General features: G+C 70.0%; 17 protein-coding genes. 1 reads left to right on the forward strand and 16 read right to left on the reverse strand.

All coding sequences use genetic code 11. From position 1 onward, the window contains the following. The 15 genes from BLS85_RS03375 to BLS85_RS03445 form a co-directional block, all read right to left on the reverse strand. Positions 1–299: hypothetical protein (locus BLS85_RS03375; RefSeq protein WP_143027075.1), on the reverse strand; the 299-nt coding region annotated here is incomplete at its 3' end. Further along, on the reverse strand, positions 299–1,543 hold the full coding sequence (locus tag BLS85_RS03380; RefSeq protein WP_092782203.1) for a hypothetical protein: 1,245 nt from the start codon (positions 1,541–1,543) through the stop codon (positions 299–301). The genes BLS85_RS03375 and BLS85_RS03380, both read right to left, overlap by 1 nt. Before the next feature lie 29 nt (positions 1,544–1,572). Then, positions 1,573–2,298 (reverse strand): hypothetical protein, encoded by a 726-nt coding sequence (locus BLS85_RS03385; RefSeq protein ID WP_092782206.1) that lies wholly within the window; start codon positions 2,296–2,298, stop codon positions 1,573–1,575. Then, positions 2,298–4,202 (reverse strand): phage tail protein, encoded by a 1,905-nt coding sequence (locus BLS85_RS03390; protein ID WP_092782209.1) that lies wholly within the window; start codon positions 4,200–4,202, stop codon positions 2,298–2,300. Before BLS85_RS03390 ends, BLS85_RS03385 begins: the two co-directional genes overlap by 1 nt. Then, positions 4,199–4,768: a phage connector family protein gene (locus tag BLS85_RS03395; protein ID WP_092782212.1), complete on the reverse strand. Its 570-nt coding sequence runs from the start codon at positions 4,766–4,768 to the stop codon at positions 4,199–4,201. Before BLS85_RS03395 ends, BLS85_RS03390 begins: the two co-directional genes overlap by 4 nt. A 208-nt stretch (positions 4,769–4,976) precedes the next feature. Beyond that, positions 4,977–5,450 (reverse strand): helix-turn-helix domain-containing protein, encoded by a 474-nt coding sequence (locus BLS85_RS03400; RefSeq protein WP_092782215.1) that lies wholly within the window; start codon positions 5,448–5,450, stop codon positions 4,977–4,979. 27 nt (positions 5,451–5,477) lie between these two features. Beyond that, positions 5,478–5,846 (reverse strand): DUF4258 domain-containing protein, encoded by a 369-nt coding sequence (locus tag BLS85_RS03405; protein WP_143027076.1) that lies wholly within the window; start codon positions 5,844–5,846, stop codon positions 5,478–5,480. A 90-nt stretch (positions 5,847–5,936) separates the two neighbouring features. Continuing rightward, complete coding sequence (locus tag BLS85_RS03410) at positions 5,937–6,173, reverse strand: hypothetical protein (protein ID WP_092782221.1); 237 nt, start codon at positions 6,171–6,173, stop codon at positions 5,937–5,939. 160 nt (positions 6,174–6,333) lie between these two features. Beyond that, positions 6,334–7,155 carry a phage capsid protein gene (locus BLS85_RS03415; RefSeq protein ID WP_092782224.1) on the reverse strand — a complete coding sequence of 274 codons (822 nt, stop codon included), beginning with the start codon at positions 7,153–7,155 and terminating at the stop codon, positions 6,334–6,336. Between the two features lie 154 nt (positions 7,156–7,309). Beyond that, positions 7,310–8,098 (reverse strand): capsid assembly protein, encoded by a 789-nt coding sequence (locus tag BLS85_RS03420; RefSeq protein ID WP_245699057.1) that lies wholly within the window; start codon positions 8,096–8,098, stop codon positions 7,310–7,312. A gap of 47 nt (positions 8,099–8,145) precedes the next feature. After that, positions 8,146–8,436, reverse strand: coding sequence for a Bbp19 family protein (locus BLS85_RS03425; protein WP_245699058.1), 291 nt, complete (start codon positions 8,434–8,436; stop codon positions 8,146–8,148). After that, on the reverse strand, positions 8,423–10,054 hold the full coding sequence (locus BLS85_RS03430) for a portal protein (protein ID WP_092782227.1): 1,632 nt from the start codon (positions 10,052–10,054) through the stop codon (positions 8,423–8,425). The genes BLS85_RS03425 and BLS85_RS03430 overlap by 14 nt, the downstream gene beginning before the upstream one ends. A 4-nt stretch (positions 10,055–10,058) precedes the next feature. Further along, on the reverse strand, positions 10,059–10,379 hold the full coding sequence (locus tag BLS85_RS03435; RefSeq protein WP_092782230.1) for a hypothetical protein: 321 nt from the start codon (positions 10,377–10,379) through the stop codon (positions 10,059–10,061). 371 nt (positions 10,380–10,750) lie between these two features. Then, the gene (gene ligA / locus BLS85_RS03440) at positions 10,751–12,868 is read right to left on the reverse strand and encodes an NAD-dependent DNA ligase LigA (RefSeq protein WP_092782233.1); all 2,118 of its coding nucleotides are present in this window, start codon (positions 12,866–12,868) and stop codon (positions 10,751–10,753) included. Further along, positions 12,865–13,569: a fumarylacetoacetate hydrolase family protein gene (locus BLS85_RS03445; RefSeq protein WP_092782236.1), complete on the reverse strand. Its 705-nt coding sequence runs from the start codon at positions 13,567–13,569 to the stop codon at positions 12,865–12,867. Before BLS85_RS03445 ends, ligA begins: the two co-directional genes overlap by 4 nt. Positions 13,570–13,916: 347 nt before the next feature. On the opposite strand from BLS85_RS03445, the gene BLS85_RS03450 reads away from it, so the two are divergent. Further along, positions 13,917–14,219: a helix-turn-helix domain-containing protein gene (locus tag BLS85_RS03450; RefSeq protein WP_092782239.1), complete on the forward strand. Its 303-nt coding sequence runs from the start codon at positions 13,917–13,919 to the stop codon at positions 14,217–14,219. 264 nt (positions 14,220–14,483) lie between these two features. On the opposite strand, the gene BLS85_RS03455 is transcribed toward BLS85_RS03450, so the two are convergent. Next, a complete protein-coding gene (locus BLS85_RS03455; protein ID WP_092782241.1) occupies positions 14,484–15,029 on the reverse strand; it encodes a hypothetical protein in 546 nt (181 codons plus the stop codon). Between the last annotated feature and the right edge of the window lie 2 nt (positions 15,030–15,031).

The following is a 15,031-nucleotide window of genomic DNA, read 5'->3' on the forward strand; positions in this document are numbered from 1 at the left end:
ACCAGCGTGAGCGTCTTTGCGAGCCCGGTGTCTCCGGGGGGCGTGGCGGCGCCCACCGTGATGGTGATGGCGTCCCACTGCGCGACATCCTCGCTATAGGGGGCGAGGTTGGTCGCCGCGCCTTCGATGAGGAGGGCGCTGCCGTTGATCCGGGGGACGTCGATGGCGTGGGCGGTCAGGTCCAGCCAAGCCGCCGACGCCCGGCTGAACGCCGCCGGCGCCTGGATCGCGCCGGCCTGGAAGAGGGGCGTGATCCCGGCGGACACCGGCACGGATCGCAACGCGGCTTGTGCCAGCATCAGCCCACCCCTCCGACATGCGCGGCGATCAGGTCGGTGCCGTCGTGCGTCAGCGTCACAAGGTCGAACGCCCCGGCCCCCGTCCGCCATGGGGGCGCGGCGCCGCCGAGCCACTTCGCCGCCGTGGCATCGGCCTGCGCGAAGGTCGGTGCGCGGCTGCCGGTGGCGTCCTGGATCAACTTGAGCGTGATTGAATACCCGCGCCCGGCCGGCGGATCGGGCAGCGTGAACGCGGTGTCGTCGGTCAGGGTCAGGCGCCGAAACTCGCCGTCGCCCAGGTCCACGGTGTGCGACGCACCGACGCTGGCGGCGCCGACGATGAAACGACCGACGGTGTAGTCGACCGTGGCGAGGCGCACACTATCGCCCGGCTGCACGGCGCTGTCGGCCGTCAGGCCCTGCACGGCGGTGGCGTAGTCCGCCGCCTGCGTCGTCGCGGCGGAGCCCAGATCCAGAAGGGTGCGCCCGCCGGCGGCATCGGCGGCGGCCATGAGGGATTGGCCCCACACAGACATGGCGCTTCCGGCCACGACCAGGGCGCCGCCGACGGACACGGTGCCGGTGATGGTCAGGCTGGCGACGGTGATGTCGTCGCCCGGGCCGACGCCATCGCCCGCCCCTCCACCGCCGGAGACGGTGGCCATCCAGGCCGACAGCGCGGCGTCATCGGCCCAGGTTTCCGCCCGCGCGGCAAGGCCTGGGATTTCACCGGCGACGCCGCTGGCGTCCATGACGGCCGCGATGGCGTCCGTCAGTCCGGCGGTGTTGAGCGGATCGTTCACCAGGGCGGTGGCGGTCGCGTTCCAGCCCAGGATGGCGCCCGGGGCCGGAGCCGGCAGCGTCAGGTCGGCGTCCTCGCCGGCACCCGGCGCGAGACGCACGGTCCGACGGAGCCCGTCGTCGAGTTGCTGGTCCACGGCGGTCAGGGTGTCCAGGGCGTCGTTCAGCGCGGCCGCGCGCAGCGGCCCGCCGGCCTGAAAGTCGGTGACCCGCTGGATGTCCAGGTGACGCACCAGGGTGACCCGCGCACCGCTGGCCGGGGCGCTGGCGAAGGTCACGGTGCCGCCGTCGGACTCTCCGGCGCCGGTCACGGAGAAGCCGGAGGTCACCCGGGTGTCGTCCAAGTAGACGCGCAGGTCACCCTCGGAGAAGACTGGGAACGGGTAAGGAAACGCGGTCTGTGTCCCGTCCCCCACGTATTGAATGCGGGGGCGGATATCCCCGATCTGGATGTGCGCGGTCATGCGGGAAGGCTCCGGTAGGGTGGTGGAGATCAGGACAGGCCGCGACCCAGCGCGTCCAGGCCGGCGTCGACCAGTCCCAGCGCGGCCCGCTGGTTGCTGAGCGTGAGGTCGAGCAGGTCGCGCTGCTCCGCCGCCGTCTGTTGGATCCCCATGGTCCGCAGGCGGCTGTTCAGCGCGACCTGCCGCTTCCAGATGTCCAGGTTGGACCGGTAGGTGCGATCGGCCGTCTCGTCGGCGGTGGCGTCCCAGTCCGCCGAGATCCGCGCCCGCGCGGCGTCGCGCCGGGCCGCGGTCTCGGCGCCCAGATCGGCATGGTCGCGGCGCGTTTGTTCCGCCTCGCGCGCCCCCAGTCCGGCGAGCACGGCCCGCGCCGAGCCGAATCCTGTGTCCAGGCCGGCGTCGGCGAACCGTGCGCGCTGGCTGGCACCGGCGTGACGCAACGCGTCGGCGCGTTCCAGTTCGGTGCGGGCGAAGGTCCGGTTCAGGGCTTGGATGGCGGCGTCGGTGTCCCGGGCGATGGCCCCGGCTTGCCGGTCGTGCGCCGCCCAGGCGGCGCGGTTGGCGCTTTCCGCGCTGGCGGCCGTATGCCGGGCGGTGGCCTGGGACTCCGCGTGGGCGGCTTCCGCGCTGGCCTGATTGACCGCGGCGCGCTGGCGCTGCTCGGCCTCATAGACCTCGTATTGCTGATACTGCTGCCAGGCGGTGCTGGCCGCCTGCAGCGCGAACGGGATGAAGATGGTGGCGAATTGAGCCATTAGTCTGTGACCTTCACTTCGCTGGTGACGCTGAGAACGGTGCAGGGCAGCGGCGCGTCCTGGACGACCCGCCACAGCGGCACCATGGGATCGCGCTGCCAGCCCAGCGCGCGGATCGACAGATCGCCCGTGACCGGCGTCGGCGGTTGATCGAGCACGGCATGCGATCCCAGCGCCTGGAACGGCTGGGCGCGCGGGCCGTCGCCGGTGTCCACCCACAGGGCGGCGGTGTCGCGCAGTCGGAAAGTGGCGCGGATCAGCCGGATCAGCGTGCCCGGGCCGCCGCCGCGTCCGCCGTCGATGGCCGGCGGCAACGGCGCGATCTCGTGCGTGAAGGGCAGGCCGATGATGACCGCACTGGCTGGACCGTCCAGGGTGACGGAGCCGCCGGAGACGGTCTTGGTGCCGGCGTCGGCGCCGTCGGCCAGAATGCGCACCGTGCGCCCGTTCAGGTGATCCAGCCCGCTCCAGCTTTGGCGCGGGGTGGTGTCGGATCCCGGCAACGCGGCGTCCAGCGGCACATCGGCGTCGAACCGCTCCAGGCCGACCCCGTTTTCGCGGTCCACGGCCACGTAGACCGCGCCGCCGACCTCGGCGACGGCATGGATCGCGCCGTCCGTCTCCTGGAGCATCCAGGCGGTGATGCGCTCGGCCCGGTAGTTGGTCATGGTCGCCAGGGTCCCGTCGGCCATGACCACATGCAGCAACCGGCGCACCGGATCGTAATCCATGTCCACGGGGTCCCGGATCAGGTGCCGCGCCAACAGGGCCAGATCGGCGGCCTGATAGGCCTGCTCCAGATCGGTGAACAGGTACTCCCGCAGGTCCCGGCCGGTGGCGCCGACGAACAACGTCGCTCCGTCCACCCGGCGCGGCGGCACGCTGTGCGGCCCCAGGGTACCGATGCGGGTCTGGCGCGCCGTGGTCACGCTCTTCGGCGTCAGGGGGGCGCCCGCGACCACCCATTCCGCGCCCGACGTGAAGACCTGCAGATCGCTGGCCGAGAAGACGGCGCGGATGGCGTTGAGCTGATCCGACAGCAGCTCGAACGAGATGGCCTCGTCGTCCAGGCCCTCGCCGGTGTCGAAATTGAACAGGTCGCCCACCTGGGACATCCAGATGTGGTGCGGCACATCCCGCGATCCGCCGATCACCAAGCGGTTCTTGTGGAAGGTCACGCTGCGGGCGTAGCCATGGGCCGACGACAGCGCCTGTTCCACCCACTCGCGGGTGGCGTTGGCGTTCTCGATCTCCTCGTGGATGGTGGCGGCGACCTCGGTACCCGACGTGTATCCGGTGATCGACACCGGCTTGCCGCGCAGCAACAGGCGCGTGCCCACATGATCCGCCGTGAACACCGCCGACGAGGCGATCAGCGTCACCGACCCCACCGTGCTCGACGGCGTCAGGCTGATGAGCGGATTGGCGAAGCGGTAATACGGCTCGTAAACGCGGTCACCCTCGGTGGGATAGTCCCAGGTGCGGAGGGTCCAGCTTGTGTGCGAGGCCCGCGTGATGCGGCGCGGCTCGACCTCCGGATGGACCACCAGAAGCGTGTCCGCCATCTGTGTCCAGGTCAGTTCCGGCAGGTGCGCGGCGGTCCACGGCGCCACGGTGTGGAAGGCGTAGGTGCCGTCCAGGTACACATCCAGGCGGCCGTCCGTCAGCACCAGAAGGTAGCTCTGCTCGGTGTTGAACTCGAACGAGATCAACCGCGCCCGCCCGGGCAGACTGGCGATGTGGCGCAGGCCGTCGCGGCGCGACACACCTCCGGTCGGCCGCAGGAAGACGTTGCGCAGCTTCGCGGCGCCGTTCACGTAGGCGCGCAGGTCCGAGCGACCGTACAGGTCGGACGACAGTTCGCCGGCCGTGAAGTTGGTCTGGGTCGTGTTGACGCGGGTCATCCGCGTGCCTCCACCAGGGGGAAGTGGGACAGGGCGGGCGGTGTGTCCTGCTGGCTGTCGAGCAGGCGGGCCTGCCGCAGGGCGGCCTCGGCCAGCGTGTGCAGCAACTCGCCGCGACTGGTGCTCTCGGTCAGCGGCAGGCAGAATTCGGCCGCCAGTCGCGCCGACAGCGCCTCGACGAAAAAGGGCGGAAAGGCGCTTTCGTCGGGGCGGAAGATGTAGGTCAGAAAGACCGCCCCGGCGTCGGTCCACAGCCGGTCCTCGGCCTGGCGGTAGACCAGGCCGGCGCCCCGGCCGGCCCCGCCCGCCGACAGCGTGCGCAGATGGTCGGCCGGAAGCTGGTAGGCGTACGTGAAGTCCGCCACCGGTGCGGCGGACAGGCGGGCAAGGCTCACTTGGGCGGTGGCGAACGACCACGGATGGACCGACAACAGGGCGTCGCGCGCCGGCGCGTACAGCGCCTGGGCGACCTCGGCCTCGGCGGTGCCCTCGTCCAGGCTGGTGATGGGCCGCGCGCCCAGCTTGAGGAGCGCGCGCGAGCAGATGGCAACGGCGGACAGCGGCATGGGGGGCCCTCCGGGGGCTATGATGAGTCTTTGTTTTTCTCGCCGTAGCGCTCCTGCGGGGCGCGCGGCTCCGCGGCTTCGCCGCGCCGGCGTGGTCACGCCGGCCGCCCGACGAAAAGGGTCACCCTTTTCGTCGGACGGTACAAAAAACCCCCGCCCGGAAGGGGCGGGGGTCGGTCAGGTCTGGGCGTCGGGACGGACGGGCGGGTCAGGCCGCCGAGGGTAGGAAGAACCGGTCCAGGTCGTTCCGGCGGATGATGATCGGCGTTCCGTCGCGGGGGGCGGCGCAACGCCTTGCCGTGGTTTCGGCGCTCTCGGCTCGCCCGAGCGCAAGGCGTTCGTTGGAGACCAGACGCAGCACGGCATCGGCGTTCGGATCGATGGGTGTCTCGCCACGCTCCCACCGTCCCACCGTCAATGCTTCCTTCCGCAGCAGGTCGCCGAGCTCGGCCTGGGTCAGGCCCATTTCCGTGCGAATGGCTTTGACCTCGGCCCCGATCAGCGGCCCGTCGCGTCCGATCAGCGCGCGCACGATCAGGCGGTGAAGGGCCTGGACACGGGGCACGACAAGCACCGTATCGCCGTCCTCGTCCACCGTCTCTTCCACACCCTCGACCCAGACGTCGTCCAGGCCGCATTCGGTGAAGTGGTAGAGATCATCCTGTGTCGTCGATCCAGCCATGACGAGTCTCCGCGCGAACCGTTCCCACTACCCGCTTTCATCCACGAACATCACGGTGACGATCTTGACCCGTGTTCGCTCCGGATCAACCGCGACCACCACCCTGATCGTCCGGCCACCGTGATCCTGGATTCTGGCCTCCATCGCATAGACGAACGACCCTGGACGGTTGCCCGCGACCGGATCCGCATGGACGAACCCGTTGCGGAGGACCGCGAGGACATCGAACGTCGAGATGTCCCGCAGGTCCATCCGCTCCAGGGCATGGCGGGTGAACGGAAGATCAAGGCCTGTGCCACCCGCCAACGCCCGGATACGGGCCGTGGCTTGTGCCCGGGTCCATGGGCGCGCCGACGGCCCACCCCTGCCAGACACGGTCGTTTCATCGCCGGACACAACGGGGCTCCCGGACCGGAAAGCTCAACGCAAAAGTATCATGATGATACATCGCCGTCGAGGAAATGCGAGGCCGCGATGCGTTCGGTCCTACACCGCCGCCACCGTCACCGCCCCGCCCGTGTTCGCGGAGACGCGGTAGAACGCCGCCGCCGGGGTGCCGTCGGTGTCGGTGTTGCAGACGATGATGTCGCCGAGGCGCACATAGGGCGAAGCCGGGTCGAAATAGTTGGCGCCGGTCACGGCGTCGTCGGCGGTGGTGTAGTGCCAAAGCGTGAAGCCGTTGCTGTAGCACAGCACGGACAGATCCTGAGGCGCGAAGGCCATGGTCGGGGACTCCTTCTGGAAATGCAGGTGGACACCGTGGGTCGTAGGGTGCACTCGACCGCCGCGAAGCGGCGGGCAGTGCACCGCGCGGCGATCACCGACGAGGCGGATTGCCCAGCTTCGCGGGGCGGATCCGCCCTACGGACCCTTGGACCTCGCGTTACGAGCTTTCCAGGCAGCGCAGGGAAACGACGCCCTCGGCGTCGATCAGCCGGGCGCCCTGACTCATCATGTTGTTGACGAAGTGCGCGGCGCGGTCGCCGTGCCACGTGATGTCGCTCTGCACGTCGGCGCCGATGGCGTGGCCGATGGCCGTCTTGTGGTACCAGTAGCAGTGCCGAACCGTGCCATTCAGCGTCAGTCCCGAGTGCGGGAACCACAGCGTGCCCAGCCACTTCTTGGCCTGGGTGCCGCGCCACGGCAGGTCCTCGGCGCCCACATAGTCGGCGTTGGAGAACTCGTCGATCTGCATCAGCTCCGACCACTGCTGCCAGCCGACCACGGCGTAGCGCTCGCCGTCGTCCGGCACGTCGGCGGCGCCGAGCCTGCCGAACGCCTCCATGATCTTGGTCAGGGTCAGGGCCGTGGTGCCGTCGAGCGCATGGTTGGTCGAGGTGTCCAACTGGGTGATGATCAACTCATCGGTCTTGCGGCCGAGCGCATAGGCCCCGGCGTTCACCAGAACCTGACGCTCGTCGATGTTGGTCTTCAGTTCATCGAGCCGGTCCACCCAGTCACCGGCGTAGTAGTCCTCCAGGTCGCACTCGACCGGGGTGTGGTCCAGATTCATGACCGGAACCATGCCGTGGCGCGCCTTGGTGGACGCGGTGCCCTTGCCGACCTTCTGGAAGACGGTGGAGGCGCCCTTGATGTTGTCCTTGACGCGCACGGTGTTGCGCAGCTTGGAGCCCATCTGCTGGTAGGCCAGATGGACGTCGGCCTGGAAATGCTTGATGAACGACTGGTCGATGGTGATCGACATCGGCGGGATTCCTTGTCCTCGGGAGGGATCGAACACCGTAGGGCGGATTCGACCCGCGAAGCGGGGCAATCCGCCGCGAAGACCGATGCATACGGCGGGTTGCGCCTGCGGCGCGAACCCGCCCTACGGCCCTACGGCGGAACAACGGGCGGGCTCAGACTCCGCCCGGATAGAGCCGGCGGAAGCCCTCGGCGACGCGGCGCACCACGGCCGGGTCGCGCTGCTTCCAGTAGCGGGGGTCGCGCATCAGGGCCTTCAGGTCCTCCTCGCCGGGCGCGCCCCCGGCGGGCATGCCAGCGCCACCACCGGCCGCCAGCGTGGGCTCGCCCTCGGCCATCATGCGGAACAGCGCCATGACGCCCTCGCGGGTGGAGGCCAGCGCTCGGTAGACATCCTCCGGCAGATGCGCCTTGCCCCAGGCCGACACCTGGCGGCTGACCTCGGCCCAGCGCTCCTCGCCGCCGAAGTGCTCGACCAGCGCGGCAAGGTCGGTTTCGGCGCGGTGAGTCTCGCCCATGGCCTCGATCACCGGCATGACGCGCTCGACCGCGAGGTCATAGACAAGCTGGACCTGTTCGGGCGTGAACCCGGCCTCGTGGAGCCTCTGGTTGACCTCGGGATCGACCGCCAGCCCGGGATGGCCGACGGAGACGCGGTAGCCGTCCGGGGTGTCCGGAATGCCCAGGGCGCGGCGGAAGCGGACGCAAGTGTCGATGTCGGCGTCCGGGCCGGGCACGGTGACCATGCCCGGCAGGCGCCGCGCGAGATCCTCGAAGGCCGCGATCAATGCCGGCACGTTCACCTGTCCGGTGCCCGGATCGATGAACCGCATGATCACATCGGACACCGCCGGTGCGTCGGCAATGGACGTTGCGGCGATGGGGGTTCCGGGCATGGGAAAGCGCGCCGCGCCGGCCACGCCGGGCGGAAAGGGATGATCCATGATGGGTCTCCTGTGGTGGGGACAGGGTCGGGAACGGAACGCGGTGGTCAACCCGGCGTCCGTCCCTCCGCGATCAGACGCTCAAGGTGGGCGACCAGGGCGCGCTGACCCTCCAGGTGGCGCAGCGCGGCGTCGGAGGCCTCCGGCCCCAGGTGCCGCCCGACGGTCTGGGCGCGCAGGTGGGCCAGCAGGCGCCGGCCGTCGTCGTGCGTGAACAGGCGGGCGCAGGCGCGGGCCAGGGCGGCCCGGTCCTCGCCTGCCTCCGGGATCGGATCGGGTGATCCGGACTCGGTCCAGGGCCAGGACCAGGACCTAGCCTCGGACTCAGGGGCCGGCATGGGGCGGTCCTCCCGGTGTCGGGCCGCCGGCGAGCGCGGCGCCCAGGTCGCGGGCCAGCGCCGTCCAGTCGGGTGGCGGTCCCGACGGCGCCGGGCCGGACGGCGGCGGCGCCACCGGCCGCAACGCCGCCTCCGGCACCCCCAGCGTCTGGGCCAGCCAGCGCGCCGCGCCCTCCACGTCGATGACCCGCGCCCCGGCCTCGCCCAGGCCGAGCACGGCGTTGATCCACGACAGCGTGGTCTGGGCGTCGGTCAGGCGTTGCTGCTGAGCCAGCGGCGAGGCATGCGTGAGGTCCACCAACCGCCCGTCCAGCCGGATCGGCGGGATCTCGCCGCGCCGACGCAGGATCGCCAGCCCGCGCCGCACCAGGGGCGTCAGCAGTTCCGACTGCAACCGTCCATACGTGGCCCCCAGAACCCGCGACATCTCGGCGGCGCGGTGAACCACCTCCGTGGCCGTCATGCCCGGGCTGTCGGGCTGGCCCAGCCGGTCGGCGAGCAGGGCATGGCGGATGCGCCGGCGCAGGTCGTCCAGCACCAGTTGCGAGACATCGAAGTCCCCGGCCGCCCGCAGCGGCGTCAGCCCGGACGAGCCGACCGCCTTGGGGATGATGGTTCCCGGCACCAGCCGCACCGTGGCCGGGTTCAGCACGCCGTCGTCATCGGCCTGCCAGATGCCGGTGACCGCGATGGAGGCGTTCTTGAGCACCAGTTCGACCACCTTGTTGGCGGTCTTGATGTCCGGCAACGCCTTCATCACCGGGGAGCGGCCGTAGACCTCCCCCGGCGCCTTCAGCCAGCGGAAGCACAGGTACGGCGAGACGCCGAAGCGACCGCGCGCCAGAACCTCCGGCGTGGCCGCCGCCGGGCCGTCGAGCAGGGCCGTGCCGTCGCCCGCGCCGGCCAGCAGCGCGGTGTAGGCGTAGCCATGCCCGTCCGGGACGACACACTCCAGCACCGCCACCTCCAGATCGGGCTCGCGCAGGGCGCGCTGCTCCAGGTCCGGGGGCAACACGGCGTCCGGATAGCGCGCCCGCAGCGCCGGCAGCGACAGCCGCACGCGCCGGAATACGGTGTCCAGGCGGCCGCCCGGCCCCTCGTCCAGCGCCACCTCGGCCATCGGCACGGCGGCGAAGCGGAAGGCACTGGCCTCGCCGGGGGGCGCCTCCTCGAAAGCCAGACAGGCGGTGCCCAGGGTGACCAGATCGAGATACGCCTGATGCACCTCCACGGCAAAGTTCGACGCCGCGAACTGGGCGCGGAGCACCTCGGCGGCGTGCTCCAGGGTCGGCGCCATGCGGGCGCGTTCATCCTCGGACAGGTCGGCCCCGGCGCTCAGCTCGAACCAACGCGACCACGGCGGGGTCAACTGGGCCACCATGCTGGCGGCGAGCTGATCGACGGCGTCGGGCGCGGTGCCGTCAAACAGGTGTTCGCCGCGCGCCGCGCCCGGCGTGGCGTCGCCGAGCGCGGACTCGCGGTGCGGCAGGACGTGGTCGGAACAGTCGCGCCACGTGCCCTCCCAATGCCGGCGGCGGTTCAGCGCCGCGCGGTAGCGCCGCAGCAGGACGGTGACGGCGTCGTCATCGCCCTGCCCCGGCGGGGCATGCCGATCCATGGGCTCAGTCTCCCAGCAGCGTTTTCATGCCGACGCGGCCGGCGGTCTGGATCGGAGACAGCACCCCCCGGTAGGAGGTGTTGACGGTGGAGCGCCAGCCCCGGGCCGCGCGTTCCTGGGCCTCCCGTTTCTGGCGGGCGGCCTCCTGGGCGGCGTTTTCCGCATCCTCGCCGTCCTTCGGGGCCGCTTCCGACAGCGGGTCCGGGGCGGGATCGGGCGCCGGCGCCGGTTTCGGCCTGGGCGGCGACGGAGGAGGGGGCGCCGGCTGCGGCACCGTGATGACGCGCGGCCGGGGCGGGGACGGCGGCGAGAAGATGCCTCCCATCGGGCGGTCTCCCTGACTGGTGGGGAACAAACGAAACGGGGAGGGGACAAGGACCGCCAAGGTCCGGTCACACGTCTCCCCGTTCGATGTTTGTTCTGGTGCCAGGGCGCGCGTGCGCCGCCAAGGACTTTTTTTTTGGTTGGTTGAAAAGCGGATCAGGCCGGGACCTTCGCTCCTTGGCGTTGAACACGGGTCGAACGCCCTCCCCGGGCTCGGGAGACCAAATGGATACGAAACCCGCTTGATTCGTTCAGGTCCCGTCGGCCGCCGACTCGTAGGTTGGGGTGAGGTGCGACGCGCCGAACCCCAACGGACCCGGCCAACGAATCCAGCCAATGTTGGGGTTCGCTCCGCTCCCCCCAACCTACGGGCTACGGGCGTTGCCCCCCGCCCGCGCCCATCTCCAGGAACTCGGCCTCGCTCAGCGTGGTCACGCCCAGGTCGCGAGCCTTGGCGGCCTTGGACCCGGCGTCGGCGCCGACGACCACATAATCGGTTTTGGCGGAGACGCTGCCCGTGACCTTGGCGCCCATGGCCTGGGCGCGGGCCTTGGCCTCGGCGCGCGACAGGGTTTCCAGCGTGCCGGTGAACACCACGGTCTTTCCGGAAAGCGGGCTGTCGCCGACGCTCTCCGCGCGTTCGAATGGGCGCACGTCCAACTGCGCCGCCAGATCGTCCAGGACCTGCCGGTTATGGTCCTCGTGGAAGAAGGCGAGGATGTCCTTGGCCACGCTGGTGCCCACATCGTTGATGTTGATGAGGGTGGCGTACGCCTCGCTATCCGGGTCCTGGGCCTCGGCCATGGCGGCGCGCAAGGCTTCCAGCGAGCCGTAATGCCCGGCCAGCAGGCGTGCGGTCGCCTGCCCGACCTGCCGGATGCCCAGGGCATGGATGAACCGCTCCAGGCTGACGGTGCGGCGGTCGTTGATGGCCCGGAACAGGTTGGCGGCGGAGGTCTCGCCCCAGCCCTCGCGGTTCTTGAGCCGGGTCAGGCCCTCCCGGTCGCGGTCTTCCAGCCGGAAGATGTCGGCCGGCCCCCGGATCAGGCCGTCGGCGAAGAACGACTCGATGGCCTTGGCGCCCAGTCCCTCGATGTCGAAGGCGTCGCGGGAGACGAAATGCTTCAGCCGCTCCACCGCCTGGGCCGGGCAGATCAGGCCGCCGGAGCAGCGACGCACCGCCTCGCCCTCGGGGCGCGGCGCCTCGGACCCGCACACCGGGCAGTGGTCGGGAAACACGAAGAGTTCGGCGCCGTCCGGCCGGGCGTCCGCCACGACCTCCACCACCTGCGGGATGACGTCGCCGGCCCGCTGGATGACCACCGTGTCGCCCTCGCGGATGTCCTTGCGGCGGATTTCGTCCTCGTTGTGCAGGGTGGCGCGGGAGACCACCACGCCGCCCACGGTCACCGGCTCCAGCCGCGCCACCGGGGTCAGGGCGCCGGTGCGGCCGACCTGGACGTCGATGGACCGCAGCACCGTGCGCGCCCGTTCGGCCGGGAACTTGTGCGCCGTCGCCCAGCGCGGCGCCCGGCTGACGAAGCCCAGGCGTTTCTGCCAGTCTACGCGGTCCACCTTGTAGACCACGCCGTCGATGTCGTACGGCAGATCGGCCCGCCGCGCGGCGAGATCGTCATAGGCCGCCACCGCCGCCTCGACATCGGCGCACAGCCGCGTTTCCGGATTGACCGGCAGGCCCCAGGCCCGCAGCCGGTCGAGAAAGTCGTGGTGGCTGGCCACCTCCAGCCCCCGCACCTCGCCCCAGGAATAGGCGAACAGGCTGAGCGGCCGCCCGGCCGTGACCGCCGGATTCTTCTGCCGCAGCGAGCCGGCCGCCGCGTTGCGCGGGTTGGCGGGCGGTTTCTTCTCCCCCGCCGCGACCTGACGCTCCCGGAACGCCAGGAAGTCGGCGCGGGTCATGTACACCTCGCCGCGAATCTCGACCACCGGCGGCGGATCGTCGTCCGTCAGGCGGTCGGGCACCTCGTCCAGGGTGCGGATGTTGGCGGTGATGTCCTCGCCCTCGGTGCCGTCGCCGCGCGTCGCCGCCTGCACCAGACGGCCGTCCTCGTAGCGCAGCGACACCGACAGGCCGTCGATCTTCGGTTCCGCCACCAGGGCCAACGGTTCGTCCGCGTCCAGCCGCAGGAACCGGCGGATGCCGCCGACGAACTCGGCCACCTCGGCGCGGTCGAACACGTTGGCCAGCGACAGCATGGGCACGGCGTGGCGGACCTTGCCGAAGCCGGTGGCCGGGGCGGCGCCCACCCGGCGCGACGGGCTGTCCTCGCGCACAAGCTCCGGGAAGCGCGCCTCGATGGCGTCGTTCCGGGCGCGCAGCGCGTCGTAGTCGGCGTCGCTGATCTCCGGCGCGTCCTGCTGGTGATAGAGCGCGTCGTGCCGCGCGATCTCCTCGGCCAGCCGCGCCAGTTCGGCGGCGGCCTCTCCCGGGGTCAGGTCGTTGGGATCGCTGGGCGTGCCGGCGGTCATGACCGGGGCGCGACGAGCGTGACCTGAAGCGGCGCCAGACCGCCGACCAGGGCCTCCAGGCCGTCGCCCGGTCCGCACGGGCCAACGCCGGACGGCGTGCCGGTGAAGATCAGGTCGCCGGCCTGCAATTCCCACAGCGCCGACAGGTGATGGATGATCTCGGGCACCGACCAGATCATCTGGGACAGATCGCCGTTCTGTCGGATCGTGCCATTGACGGACAGTTGGATCCGCCCCTGCGTCGGGTGGCCGTCCAGGCTTTCCAACGGCGAGAGCACACCGACCGGCGCGCCCAGGTCGAAGCCCTTGGCCGCGTCCCATGGCTCGCCGGCCTTCTTGGCCTTGGCCTGAAGGTCGCGCCGGGTCAGATCAATGCCGACGGCATAGCCGTAGACCGCGTCCAGCGCGCGCGTCGTGGGGATGCCCCGACCGCCGCCCTTCAGGGCGACCACCAGTTCCACCTCGTGATGCAGGTCGGCGGTGGCCGGGGGGTAGGGGACCTCGCCGCCCTCCGGCAGCACGGCGTCCGCTGGTTTGGTAAAGAAGATCGGCGGGCTCCGAGTCGGGTCATCCCCCATCTCCCGCGTGTGGTCCGCATAATTGCGGCCGACGCAGAAAACGCGCCTTACGGGGAAGCGTCCGGTCTCACCGGCGACGGGCAGGCAGGTGCGAGGGTGCGGTGGAACGACGAACTCGGACATGGCGGTGGTCACTCCTGCACGGGTGGATCTGAGACTCCATGGTCTTAAGGCGAACGCGGCGGAATGCAAATCCCTTGCGGCGCCGGCCGCCGGACATGCTGCACCGCGAAACGGGATTGCCAATCGGTCACATTTTTGTCAGATTGATAAGGATGGCGCCCCGGCTAGGTGGGGGAGCGGCGGCGCTTTCCGACGGGAATTGTTTCCGGCGCATGACAGTTATGCGTCCGCCGGGTTTGGCACAAGGCGTCAAGACGTCCTAGTGTTATCGCGTTTCATCACGTTTCGACTATCGCACTTTGATGACCGCATTTGTCGGGTCGTCGTTCGAGGAGGCTGCCGTGGGCATGACCGAGGAAGGAGTTTCATTCACACCGGAGACTTACGCGCGTCTGCGCGCGGGCGGGTTCCACCTCCGCCAACTTCGGGAAAGCCGCGAGATCACGTCGGCCGAACTGGCCGAGCACCTGCTGAACGCGACCGAGGCGTTCGTGACGGACGTCGAGGCGGGGCGCTTGCGCCTGCCGTGCGAGCAGATGAGCCGTTGGGCCATGGCCCTTGGCGTGCGCCGTGACGTGCTCGCCGACGCGCTGGGCCGCCTATACGACCCGCTGCCGTTCGACTCGTACTGGACCAAGGCCGCCGCCTGAGGTGCCCTGCCCCTGACCCTGCACCGGTTTCCCGGTTCGACCGGAATTCCGACCCGGCCCCCGTTTCCGTCGCGGGCCGGGTTGTGTGTGTTCGGGCCCACCCGATGCAGTGCCCGGCTTCCGGAAATGGGGCGATTCGCGGCGAAGGATCGGTGCGCTGCGCGCCGGAGTGTTTCGCCTTCAGCCGGCGGCCGGAGTCGGCAACGTCGGGGCCATGGTCGCCATGGCGTCCGCCAAGGCCGCGCCGCCATCCGCGCGTTGCCCTCAGGTGAAGTAGCTGGCGTCGATCTCGTCTTCCTCGCCCCAGTCAAAGCCCGGGAACTCGCCGGCCGCAATTCGGGCTTTCTTGGGGACCCCGCACGCCTTGAACAGGCTGTTGACCCAGCACGCGCAATTCTCGTCGATCAGGCTGTAGGGGACGTTCTTTATTGCCTCGTTCTTCTTGTAGGTCTCGGCCTTCATAATAATATTACGGACAAAACCGCTCACAGTGTTTCCATTCGGCGGCTTGACCTCGTGCCTCGCAAGGTCAAAGTCCGGTCGGAAAAAACTTGTGATACTGGGGTTCAGCACTTCCTTGACCGAATGAACGTCCGATGTTTCGTTGTAGCCAAGAATGAGACGTGTCTTGCCGCCTAGTTTTTTCGCGAAGGTGGCGATGGTGATGAACTCCGTGCCGGCACAGTTCTGCCATTTCACGCTCATCGTCGACGTGATCGTCGGCGTGCCCTGCACCACGAGAATGAAGTGGTGGTTCCCCAAGGGCGATGTCGCGAGATCCCGCGCGGCCCAGTAGACCTTGGACGTCATTG

The organism is Rhodospira trueperi, assembly GCF_900101965.1.
Lineage (GTDB): Bacteria > Pseudomonadota > Alphaproteobacteria > Rhodospirillales > Rhodospirillaceae > Rhodospira > Rhodospira trueperi.

Coding starts and splice junctions, on each gene's coding strand:
- BLS85_RS03445 (WP_092782236.1), bottom strand. CDS start 13,569: ATGTCCGAGTTCGTCGTTCCACCGCACCCTCGCACCTGCCTGCCCGTC.
- BLS85_RS03400 (WP_092782215.1), bottom strand. CDS start 5,450: ATGGCTGGATCGACGACACAGGATGATCTCTACCACTTCACCGAATGC.
- BLS85_RS03390 (WP_092782209.1), bottom strand. CDS start 4,202: ATGACCCGCGTCAACACGACCCAGACCAACTTCACGGCCGGCGAACTG.
- BLS85_RS03380 (WP_092782203.1), bottom strand. CDS start 1,543: ATGACCGCGCACATCCAGATCGGGGATATCCGCCCCCGCATTCAATAC.
- BLS85_RS03395 (WP_092782212.1), bottom strand. CDS start 4,768: ATGCCGCTGTCCGCCGTTGCCATCTGCTCGCGCGCGCTCCTCAAGCTG.
- BLS85_RS03450 (WP_092782239.1), top strand. CDS start 13,917: ATGACCGAGGAAGGAGTTTCATTCACACCGGAGACTTACGCGCGTCTG.
- BLS85_RS03430 (WP_092782227.1), bottom strand. CDS start 10,054: ATGGATCGGCATGCCCCGCCGGGGCAGGGCGATGACGACGCCGTCACC.
- ligA (WP_092782233.1), bottom strand. CDS start 12,868: ATGACCGCCGGCACGCCCAGCGATCCCAACGACCTGACCCCGGGAGAG.
- BLS85_RS03435 (WP_092782230.1), bottom strand. CDS start 10,379: ATGGGAGGCATCTTCTCGCCGCCGTCCCCGCCCCGGCCGCGCGTCATC.
- BLS85_RS03385 (WP_092782206.1), bottom strand. CDS start 2,298: ATGGCTCAATTCGCCACCATCTTCATCCCGTTCGCGCTGCAGGCGGCC.
- BLS85_RS03415 (WP_092782224.1), bottom strand. CDS start 7,155: ATGTCGATCACCATCGACCAGTCGTTCATCAAGCATTTCCAGGCCGAC.
- BLS85_RS03420 (WP_245699057.1), bottom strand. CDS start 8,098: ATGGATCATCCCTTTCCGCCCGGCGTGGCCGGCGCGGCGCGCTTTCCC.
- BLS85_RS03425 (WP_245699058.1), bottom strand. CDS start 8,436: ATGCCGGCCCCTGAGTCCGAGGCTAGGTCCTGGTCCTGGCCCTGGACC.
- BLS85_RS03455 (WP_092782241.1), bottom strand. CDS start 15,029: ATGACGTCCAAGGTCTACTGGGCCGCGCGGGATCTCGCGACATCGCCC.
- BLS85_RS03410 (WP_092782221.1), bottom strand. CDS start 6,173: ATGGCCTTCGCGCCTCAGGATCTGTCCGTGCTGTGCTACAGCAACGGC.